This window comes from Bacillus sp. A260 (assembly GCF_009861435.1).
In the GTDB taxonomy this organism is placed as follows: Bacteria; Bacillota; Bacilli; order Bacillales; family Bacillaceae_G; genus Bacillus_A; species Bacillus_A cereus.
This window is the reverse complement of record NZ_CP046398.1, coordinates 282,501-292,500: the sequence shown is the minus strand read 5'-3', so window position 1 is coordinate 292,500 and position 10,000 is coordinate 282,501. Positions and strand designations below refer to the sequence as shown.

The window sequence follows — 10,000 nt, the reverse complement described above, 5'->3', positions numbered from 1 at the left end:
CGACGTTAATGTCATCGGCGACTTGTCCTATATTACACCCCCGTAGATCAACCGTCAATACCTTTTATCTTTTTTATTTTATAAATCATAAAAGCTTTGCCCTGTCTTAATTTCTAACACAGCCTTAGAACTTCTTAAACTTATGTATTCAAACTAACAATCTGCAGCCTACACTCTCTAACTTAATACTAATACTTTTCTAAAGAATGAATGTGAGACCAAGTAAATATATATTAAGGATAGTATTTTTTCTTTTAGTACGTCCTCCCTCCTGCTCATCTCTAGGGAGATTATAAATAAAACACTTCTCTTCTTTACCTTTAAAATCTAATATACTTAGGAGGCGTTATGAAATGCATGTTAATAAAAAGATAATTTATGTATCCCATGATGCCCATTTCCACGGAGCACAGCTGCTTTCTTTACATACTATTAAGGCTCTTAAAGAAAACTTTGATTACTCTGTTGCAATTATTTCTATTGGATCAGGTATTTTAATTCCAGATTTTCAAAAGTACGGTCCTGTTTATTGTCTCGAGCAAGGTTATCAAACAGAAGAAAAGGTCGAATTATTAATAAAGGATTTATTATCACAGGATTTTACCCTCGCCATATGTAGCACTGTCATAAGTGGCGATATCGTCGCATTACTAGCTAGACACAATATAAAAGTTGTTTCATTAATACATGAATTACCGCATTTAATACAACAGTACTCTGCTGAAGGGAAAGCTAAAAACATCGCTGAATTTGCTTACAAAGTTGTCTTCCCTTCACAATACGTATATGAAAAATTTCGTACAATCACTGAATTGGATCCTCAAAAATGTCACATTCTCCCTCAAGGTTTGTTTAACCACAATCCTTATAAAAACAATATCGCAAAAGCTAGAAATGAGTTACGTAAGAAGCTTAACCTGCCTCTAGATAGCAAAATCATCTTAGGTGTAGGCTTCGCAGATTATCGAAAAGGAATAGATTTATTCTCACTTATCTCTTACTCAGTACGAAAGACTCACAAGGATATTCATTTCATTTGGGTAGGGAGAACGGACGTTCAATTCCTGAATACACTGCCCCCTAAATATAAAGCACATTTCACATTAGTCGATCCTACTCCCGATATTGGATTATATAACGCCGGGGCTGACTTATACTTATTAACTTCCAGGGAAGATCCTTTTCCAAATGTTGTTTTAGAAGCATTAGATGCAAAACTTCCTGTTATAGGGTTTAAAAATGCTGGAGGTTTTGAAGATGTTGTTACAGAAAAAACTGGTGCCTTAGTAGATTTTTTAAATTTACCCAAAATGCTAGAGAAAATATATGAATTTATTCACGATGAGGGATTACGATTACAAAAGGGAAGCTTTGGCCAAGAACTTATCGAAAAAAACTTCAATTTTCTTAATTACATTTATCAATTACTAGATCTTCTCGAACATAATTACAAAAAGATAAGTGTAATCATACCGAACTATAATTATGAAAAATACTTACCTGCTCGAATCGAATCAATCTTAAACCAAACCTACCCTCTTTACGAACTAATTTTCTTAGACGATGCCTCCACTGATCATAGCGTATCAACTTTTAAAAAGCTGCTCTCAAAAGAAAATAAGCCCCACCTGAAGGTTCAACAGATTATTAATGATAAAAACTCTGGTTCCGTATTTAAACAATGGATAAAAGGAGTCTCTGCAGCAACTGGTGATTATATTTGGATCGCAGAGGCCGATGACTTATGCGATAAGACATTTTTACAAGAGGTGATACAGGGGTTTTATATAAATAACAATATTACCTTAAGTTACACACAATCAAAACAAATTGATGAACAAGGAAATGTATTGGCTAATCATTATTTAAATTACACAAATGATATCGATAAAGAAAAATGGAAAGGCCCCTATTTTCGAAAAGGCGTCGAAGAAATACAAGATACGTTACTTATCAAAAACACTATACCTAATGTTTCAAGTGTAGTTTTTAAAAATATAGATATGAAGAAAACAGAAAAACAGTTAGAGAAGTTCAAAATAGCTGGTGATTGGTTTTTCTATGTTTCTCTTCTTACGGAGGGAGATATTTACTTCAATCCATCCCCCTTAAACTATCATAGACGACATTTAAATAGCGTAACGAGAACAGAAGATTCATACTCCCATTACAATGAAGTTGTACAAATGCAAAATTTCATTAAAGAAAGATTTACTATCGACGACATTTCTAAAATGAAAATGTATACATATAGAAAGCATCTTAAAGCATACTTAAAAATTTAAACATGTGCTTTCTATGCCATCAATATCTCTTGTAAGTTGCTACTATTACTTAAGGGAGGAATACTCTTTGAAAGACTTTATAGAGGAACATAAAGATTTAATTTCTCAAATCGCACACAACTATAATGTAAATGCAAGTATCCATCCTGAGGATCATATCTTTCAGTTCATTGTCACTAATCCCGTCTTCCCATCAAAAAAAGAAGCGATAGATTACTACTTTAAAGATGGGCAAAACTCAGCACAAATACTCTTAAACTTAATTACTTCCCTTTATCCTCCTACAGGCAATCCAATTAAATTGTTAGAATTTGCATCCGGATACGGCTGCGTAACACGTCATTTATTAAATCTACAAGCGAATTTGAGTATAACCGCTTGCGATATACACGAAGAGGCTATTTCCTTTATTAAAAACAAATTAAATAATTCTTCTATATTATCTCATCCTGAGCCTGAACAGTTAAAATTGGACTCCTCTACGTACGATATCGTTTTTTGTCTATCCTTTTTCTCTCATATGCCTGATACAACTTGGTTTCGTTGGCTGCAAACATTATATAACGCTGTTTCACCTGGTGGTTTATTCATTTTCACAACCCATGGCTATCAAAGCAAAAAATACTTCGGGTTTCCAAATTTAAATGAAAAGGGCTATTGGTTTCTCTCTTCTAGTGAACAATTCGATTTAGATGTGAATCAATACGGACAAACGATAGTTAGTCCCTCTTACGTGTGTGACAAAATTAAATTATTACCCCATAACCCAATTATCAAAAAGTATACTGAAGGATTTTGGTGGGAACATCAAGACCTTTGGGTTATAGAAAAAGAAGCAAAATAATAACCCACGCTCTGCTTATACAAGTAGAGTGTGGGTTATTATTTTTTACTATATAAGAACTCTTCAATCCATAGCTTATTTAATCTAATCCCATGTTTAAAATCTATTTTAGGTTCCCAATTCAATTCTTGTTTTATCTTATCAATATTTAAAATGATTTTTTGAACGTTCTCTTGTTTTTGTTTGTAACAGATAAAATCCACTTTTCTTTCTGTTATTTTCTCTAATTCCACTATAATTCGTTTTAAAGAAAGACCTTTGCCACTCCCTATATTGTATACGCAAGATTTCAATTGATTTAATTGTGCTAGTTGTATAGTAATTTCAACTAAATCATCGATATAAATATAATCTCTAATAATCTCCTCTGGATTCCCATATATATGAATCCTTTCATTACTGAGATGCTGGTACAAAAAACAATTTATCGCCCCTACTTTTTTTAAGGGGTTTTGGTATTTTCCATACGGATTAGAATATCTACATACAACATAATCTATTCCATATTTTCTCTTATAAAAATACAAATAATTCTCCAGCGAAACTTTTGTTATTCCATACGGGGAAAGTGGTCTTAATGGATGTTTCTCATCAATAGGCAAATATTCAGGTTCACCATAAACTGTGCCTCCCGAAGAAGCTAATATAATTTTTTTAATACGAAAATCTTTAACACTTTCCATGAAATTAAGAAAAAATAGACTGCTATTAATATCACCGAAAACATCTTCAATTGAAGTTGCTACGTTAGACGTCGCAGCTAAATAAATAATAATATCTATATTCACTAAAGCCTTATATATATCCTCAACATTTTTTAAATCACCTTTAATAAATTCAACTTCACTTACAATATTTTGAGGAAAATTATTTATATGTCTGGAAAATACTTTTACATTTTGCCCCTGTTTCAATAAACCCAATGCGAGGTTGATACCAATGAAACTATTTCCACCTACTATTAAATAATTATTCTTCCTCATAATATCATCTCTCTAGTAATAAATTTTTCCCGTCTCCAAACCTAAAAATATACACAAATAAACTGGATCATTTCGATTATTCATCTTCTTATCATTGTATGTTTGTTATAAATTTTCATTATCTTTATTTTCTATTTTCATTTTAGAATAGCTTCCTTATTCAGGTTGACTGCAAAAACACTCATAATATTTACTCATCCCCATGAATATATTTAATAAACAATCCTCACTTGTTTAACCCATAAAAAAAACGTCTACATACACAAATTTCCCAAAAAGGAGTGCTGAACTCATGAAAAATATAAATCAAGAACTTTTAAATCATGTAATTCTACATAAAGATCGAATTCCACATTACCATAAAGACTTTCCGATTATACTATTTTGGAGTCATAGAAGCGGATGCACCGCGTTAGCTAATTGGTTCTTTTTTCAAATCGGATTATTTACTGAAGCAAAGAAATACAATGACTTTATTCATTACTATGAGTTCTGGGTGTATAAGAACAATACAAATTACATACCCGAGTTACAAAATGGTCTTCTAGAGGGTAAAAAGGATGTTTGTAAACTTGTGCGAAATCCCTATACAAGGGCTGTCAGCTCATTTCTATTACTTGCTGACAACCCATATGCTAGCCCTCAATGGGAAAGTATCCGTCATTATTTTTATAATGACAAATATAGTAATCAAGGAATATCATTTAAACAATTTTTATATTACGTTCAGGCATTCAGCTCCAATTCTCTAGCGCTAGATATACATTTTAGTCAACAATACGTCCCTGGTGAAGAAAACTTCATCCAATGTTATATTCCTTTAGAAGATTTTAATACACAAATCACCAAACTAGAACACACGTACGATTTGATAAAATCCCCTTTAGCACTTCTTACAAATTCAGATCATCATCGCGCACACAAGATGATTTATGCAGGGAGCTATGCAGAACTTAGCATTACAGATACAGACTTCCCACGATTTCCAACATACGAAAGCTTTTATGATAAAGAAACTATGGATTTAGTTACAGAAATATACGCACAGGATTTTGAAATGTACCCATACACGAAAGGGATATTTTAAGTCTATACATTTTCCCATGAATAAAAGCTGATGCATCGCATAGCATAAAGTGAAACTTTAATTCGATTGGGGGTTCTCTTCAACTGATTATTCCCTTCTCCTAATCGCAATTTTAAAAAATACCTAACTTTCACCCATTCCCCCTTTGATTTCGCTGATTGTTGACGTGTATCATACTTTCCATAAATAGATTGCATTTAACATAGGAGGGATGTCGTGTGGAAATCAATTTGAAACACAATAATGGGTACTGCGTTATTTGCGAAAAGAAAGCTACATTTATAGAGCATAATGATTGGCTTAGAGATCATTATTTATGTTCTACATGTAACTCTATACCAAGGCAGCGAGCTTTAATCCATGCTTTGCATACATTTTTTCCAAAATGGGATTCCTATAGTATCCACGAATCCTCTCCTGGAGGAATTACAACTCAGCTACTATTAAAAAACTGTAAAAACTATACTTATTCTCAATACTTTAAAAATTATCCTCTTGGCCAATACTTTCAAGGTATTAGATGTGAGAACTTAGAAGACATGACTTTTGAAGATGAATCTTTTGATTTATTCATTACTCAAGACGTTTTTGAGCATGTAATGACGCCAAACAAAGCCTTTAAAGAAATAGAACGAGTATTAAAACCTGGCGGCGCTCATGTATTTACTGTCCCTTGGTATCATACACTCACAAAAACTGTGCAAAGAGCAAGAATGAATCAAGAAGTGATTGAATATATTGAAGAGCCCATTTATCATGGAAACCCTATTGATGAGAATGGATCTTTAGTAACGTTCGATTGGGGGCAGGATATGATTGAATATATTTATACACACGCAAACATGTATACCATTGTTTATTTACAAAAGGATAGATCACTAGGGTTAGATGCTGAATTTTTACATGTTTTTATTAGTAAAAAGCAAGAAAATAAAGTTTAATCACTATATAATTCGGAGGTTTAACAAATGAATAAATTTAAGTTAGGAAGTGATTTTGATCATCTTGTTAATTCACTATCTGATGTCGAACTTCTAAATTTATTTATACAAAGTTGTTCACAAACAACGATAAATGGGGTTCCCGTACCTAGGTTTCCTCCTGAAGAAATTCAAAAACAATTTGTAGGTGCTTCCTATGAACATGCTCTTTACGAAGCATATTTGTTTTATAGACATATAAAAGAATACGCCCAAAATTTAGGGGTTCCCTTGAATAAAGAAAGTAAAGTTTTAGACTTCGGCTGCGGATGGGGAAGAATTATACGCTTCTTATTTAAAGATGCCTCTGATCAAAATTTACTTGGCATTGATGTCGATCCTGCGATGATCACACTTTGTAATGAAACACTAGGAAGAGGGATATATAAAACAGCAAGTCCACATCCCCCTGTAGAATTTATTAGTGACAATTCATTAGATATCATATTCGCTTATTCTGTATTCTCACATTTATCCGAAGCAACTGCCGAAAATTGGGTAAAAGAATTTTCAAGAGTTCTTCGCCCTGGTGGAATCTTCATCGCAACAACACAAGCGCGCTATTTTCTTGATTTTTGTCAACAATTCCAAGAACATCCTGAATTAATTCAAACAGGATGGCATAAAACTTTATCTCAAGCTTTTCCAGATATACATCGCGCCATCTCGGATTATGAAAACGGCAAATTTGTTCACAGTCCTACTGGTGCAGGAGATGTTAGAAATAGTAGTTTTTACGGAGAAACTGTTATACCTAGGACTTATATTGAAAATCATTATGAGAAATATTTAAAGCTACAAGACTTTTTTGATGATGTAAATCGATTACCACAGGCCCTCTTTGTCCTTCAAAAAATTTAATTCCTTTCATTCAACGTAATAAATTTCATGACGAAAAGCACTTTCTATTTCAGCTATATATCAAATTACCTAATACTCTCTTATTAAGTAAGCTTAAAAAAATCCAATACATACCATAAAAAGACAGTAAACAGATAACATATCTCTTGTTTTAAAATTGCTTCACCAAATCAAGAATAACTTCCCAACACTTGAACTACGAAAAACATGAGGGGGATATAACTTGAAAATAATCGCTTTTTACTTACCACAATTCCATCAAATTAAAGAAAATGATCGATGGTGGGGGAAAGGATTTACTGAATGGACAAATACTAAAAGTGCACAACCTTTATTTTCAGGACATTATCAACCTAGGGAACCTTATCAAGATTTTTATTACGACTTAACTACCCCCTCCGTAAGAAAGTGGCAAGCGGAAATCGCTAAAGCATACGGTATATATGGTTTTTGTTATTATCATTACTGGTTTAAGGGAAAAAGACTATTAGAAACACCCTTTAATGAGGTACTAAAGATGAAGGAACCTGACTTCCCTTTTTGTCTTTCTTGGGCAAATGAACCATGGACAAAATCTTGGGATGGTCTCGATAAACATATATTAATGCCTCAAGACTACGGAGATATATCTGATTGGAAGGAACACTTTGATTATTTATTACAGGCTTTCCAAGATGAGAGATATATTTATATAGATGATAAACCTCTATTCATTATTTATCGTCCAGGACATATTCCTGATTGTGAAAAAATGCTTAATTACTGGAATGCATTAGCGCGAGAAAATGGTTTAAAAGGTATATACTTTGCTGAAACATTAAACAGTTTTCCACTACCTAATATAAATGGATTCGATGCCAGCATTCAGTTTGAACCTTTCTATACAATTGCCCATGATAGCTCTTCAGACATAAATAAGGTAATATATGATTCTGATATGCAATTAAATGTTTGGGACTACGATAAAGTATGGATGTATATATTACAACGATCGCTCCCAAAGAAAAAAACATTTCCCGGGGCTTTTGTTGATTGGGATAATACTGCACGACGTAAAAACGCGAATAGCAGCATCTTTGTAGGTTCTACCCCTGAAAAGTTCACCATATATTTAAGCAAGCAAATTCATCGTACTTACTCTTTTTATAACAGCGAGTTTTTATTTATTAACGCATGGAACGAGTGGGCGGAAGGAACTTACTTAGAGCCAGATAAAAAATATGGATTTTCTTATTTAGAAGGGGTTAAAAATGCAATTGATAGAGGTATGAAAGCATACAAAAAAGACGAGTCATTCTGACTCGTCTTAAAGTTGCTTGGCGACGTCCTACTCTCACAGGGACAAGGTCCCAACTACCATCGGCGCTAGAGAGCTTAACTTCCGTGTTCGGTATGGGAACGGGTGTGACCTCTCTGCCATCATCACCAAACTATGAAGGCATATTCCTTCAAAACTAGATAACATTGCTACATATTATATGGTTAAGTCCTCGATCTATTAGTATTCGTCAGCTCCACATGTCACCATGCTTCCACCTCGAACCTATCAACCTGATCATCTTTCAGGGATCTTACTAGCTTACGCTATGGGAAATCTCATCTTGAGGGGGGCTTCATGCTTAGATGCTTTCAGCACTTATCCCTTCCGCACATAGCTACCCAGCTATGCCCTTGGCAGAACAACTGGTACACCAGCGGTGCGTCCATCCCGGTCCTCTCGTACTAAGGACAGCTCCTCTCAAATTTCCTACGCCCACGACGGATAGGGACCGAACTGTCTCACGACGTTCTGAACCCAGCTCGCGTACCGCTTTAATGGGCGAACAGCCCAACCCTTGGGACCGACTACAGCCCCAGGATGCGATGAGCCGACATCGAGGTGCCAAACCTCCCCGTCGATGTGGACTCTTGGGGGAGATAAGCCTGTTATCCCCGGGGTAGCTTTTATCCGTTGAGCGATGGCCCTTCCATGCGGAACCACCGGATCACTAAGCCCGACTTTCGTCCCTGCTCGACTTGTAGGTCTCGCAGTCAAGCTCCCTTATGCCTTTGCACTCTACGAATGATTTCCAACCATTCTGAGGGAACCTTTGGGCGCCTCCGTTACACTTTAGGAGGCGACCGCCCCAGTCAAACTGCCCACCTGACACTGTCTCCCGGGTCGATAAGACCCGTAGGTTAGAATTTCAATACAGTCAGGGCGGTATCCCACCAGCGCCTCCACCGAAGCTAGCGCTCCGGTTTCAATGGCTCCCGCCTATCCTGTACAAACTGTACCAAAATTCAATATCAGGCTACAGTAAAGCTCCACGGGGTCTTTCCGTCCTGTCGCGGGTAACCTGCATCTTCACAGGTACTATAATTTCACCGAGTCTCTGGTTGAGACAGTGCCCAAATCGTTACACCTTTCGTGCGGGTCGGAACTTACCCGACAAGGAATTTCGCTACCTTAGGACCGTTATAGTTACGGCCGCCGTTTACTGGGGCTTCAGTTCAGAGCTTCGCTTACGCTAACCCCTCTCCTTAACCTTCCAGCACCGGGCAGGTGTCACCCCCTATACTTCGCCTTACGGCTTCGCAGAGAGCTGTGTTTTTGCTAAACAGTCGCTTGGGCCTATTCACTGCGGCTTTCCGTTAAGAAAGCACCCCTTCTCCCGAAGTTACGGGGTCATTTTGCCGAGTTCCTTAACCAGAGTTCTCTCGCACACCTTAGGATTCTCTCCTCGCCTACCTGTGTCGGTTTGCGGTACAGGCACCTTTTATCTCGCTAGAAGCTTTTCTTGGCAGCGGGGAATCAAAGACTTCGCTCCATAAGGAGCTTCCCCATCACAGCTCAGCCTTCACGATAAGCGGATTTGCCTACTTATCAGCCTAACTGCTTGGACGTGCACAACCAATCGCACGCTTCTTCTATCCTTCTGCGTCCCTCCATTGCTCAAACGATAAAGAGGTGGTACAGG

Annotated in this window: 7 protein-coding genes and 2 rRNA genes (1 of these 9 running past the window's edge); 6 read left to right on the top strand and 3 right to left on the bottom strand. The window is 36.1% G+C overall.

Annotated features, from left to right (window positions below; translation table 11 throughout):
• Nucleotides 1-353 precede the first annotated feature (353 nt).
• The gene (locus tag GD442_RS01630; protein WP_000558370.1) at nucleotides 354-2,285 is read left to right on the top strand and encodes a glycosyltransferase; all 1,932 of its coding nucleotides are present in this window, start codon (nucleotides 354-356) and stop codon (nucleotides 2,283-2,285) included.
• Between the two features lie 67 nt (nucleotides 2,286-2,352).
• Complete coding sequence (locus GD442_RS01625) at nucleotides 2,353-3,129, top strand: class I SAM-dependent methyltransferase (RefSeq protein ID WP_048538440.1); 777 nt, start codon at nucleotides 2,353-2,355, stop codon at nucleotides 3,127-3,129.
• 38 nt (nucleotides 3,130-3,167) lie between these two features.
• Here the strand turns inward: GD442_RS01625 and GD442_RS01620 are convergent, their stop codons facing one another.
• Nucleotides 3,168-4,112 (bottom strand): NAD-dependent epimerase/dehydratase family protein, encoded by a 945-nt coding sequence (locus tag GD442_RS01620; protein ID WP_001230833.1) that lies wholly within the window; start codon nucleotides 4,110-4,112, stop codon nucleotides 3,168-3,170.
• A 292-nt stretch (nucleotides 4,113-4,404) separates the two neighbouring features.
• On the opposite strand from GD442_RS01620, the gene GD442_RS01615 reads away from it, so the two are divergent.
• The 4 genes from GD442_RS01615 (at nucleotide 4,405) to GD442_RS01600 (ending at nucleotide 8,340) form a co-directional block, all read left to right on the top strand.
• Nucleotides 4,405-5,199: a sulfotransferase family 2 domain-containing protein gene (locus GD442_RS01615; RefSeq protein ID WP_000790047.1), complete on the top strand. Its 795-nt coding sequence runs from the start codon at nucleotides 4,405-4,407 to the stop codon at nucleotides 5,197-5,199.
• Nucleotides 5,200-5,417: 218 nt separating this feature from the next.
• Entirely contained in the window at nucleotides 5,418-6,140 is a 723-nt protein-coding gene (locus GD442_RS01610; protein WP_048538439.1) for a class I SAM-dependent methyltransferase, read from the top strand.
• Between the two features lie 27 nt (nucleotides 6,141-6,167).
• A complete protein-coding gene (locus GD442_RS01605; RefSeq protein ID WP_001031897.1) occupies nucleotides 6,168-7,040 on the top strand; it encodes a class I SAM-dependent methyltransferase in 873 nt (290 codons plus the stop codon).
• Nucleotides 7,041-7,263: 223 nt separating this feature from the next.
• Nucleotides 7,264-8,340 (top strand): glycosyltransferase WbsX family protein, encoded by a 1,077-nt coding sequence (locus GD442_RS01600; protein ID WP_000690976.1) that lies wholly within the window; start codon nucleotides 7,264-7,266, stop codon nucleotides 8,338-8,340.
• A gap of 14 nt (nucleotides 8,341-8,354) precedes the next feature.
• Here the strand turns inward: GD442_RS01600 and rrf are convergent.
• Nucleotides 8,355-8,470: ribosomal RNA gene (gene rrf / locus GD442_RS01595) — 5S ribosomal RNA — on the bottom strand.
• Nucleotides 8,471-8,518: 48 nt separating this feature from the next.
• A 23S ribosomal RNA gene (locus tag GD442_RS01590) occupies nucleotides 8,519-10,000 on the bottom strand (it continues 1,440 nt past the right edge of the window).

Coding starts and splice junctions, on each gene's coding strand:
- GD442_RS01630 (WP_000558370.1), top strand. CDS start 354: ATGCATGTTAATAAAAAGATAATTTATGTATCCCATGATGCCCATTTC.
- GD442_RS01620 (WP_001230833.1), bottom strand. CDS start 4,112: ATGAGGAAGAATAATTATTTAATAGTAGGTGGAAATAGTTTCATTGGT.
- GD442_RS01615 (WP_000790047.1), top strand. CDS start 4,405: ATGAAAAATATAAATCAAGAACTTTTAAATCATGTAATTCTACATAAA.
- GD442_RS01605 (WP_001031897.1), top strand. CDS start 6,168: ATGAATAAATTTAAGTTAGGAAGTGATTTTGATCATCTTGTTAATTCA.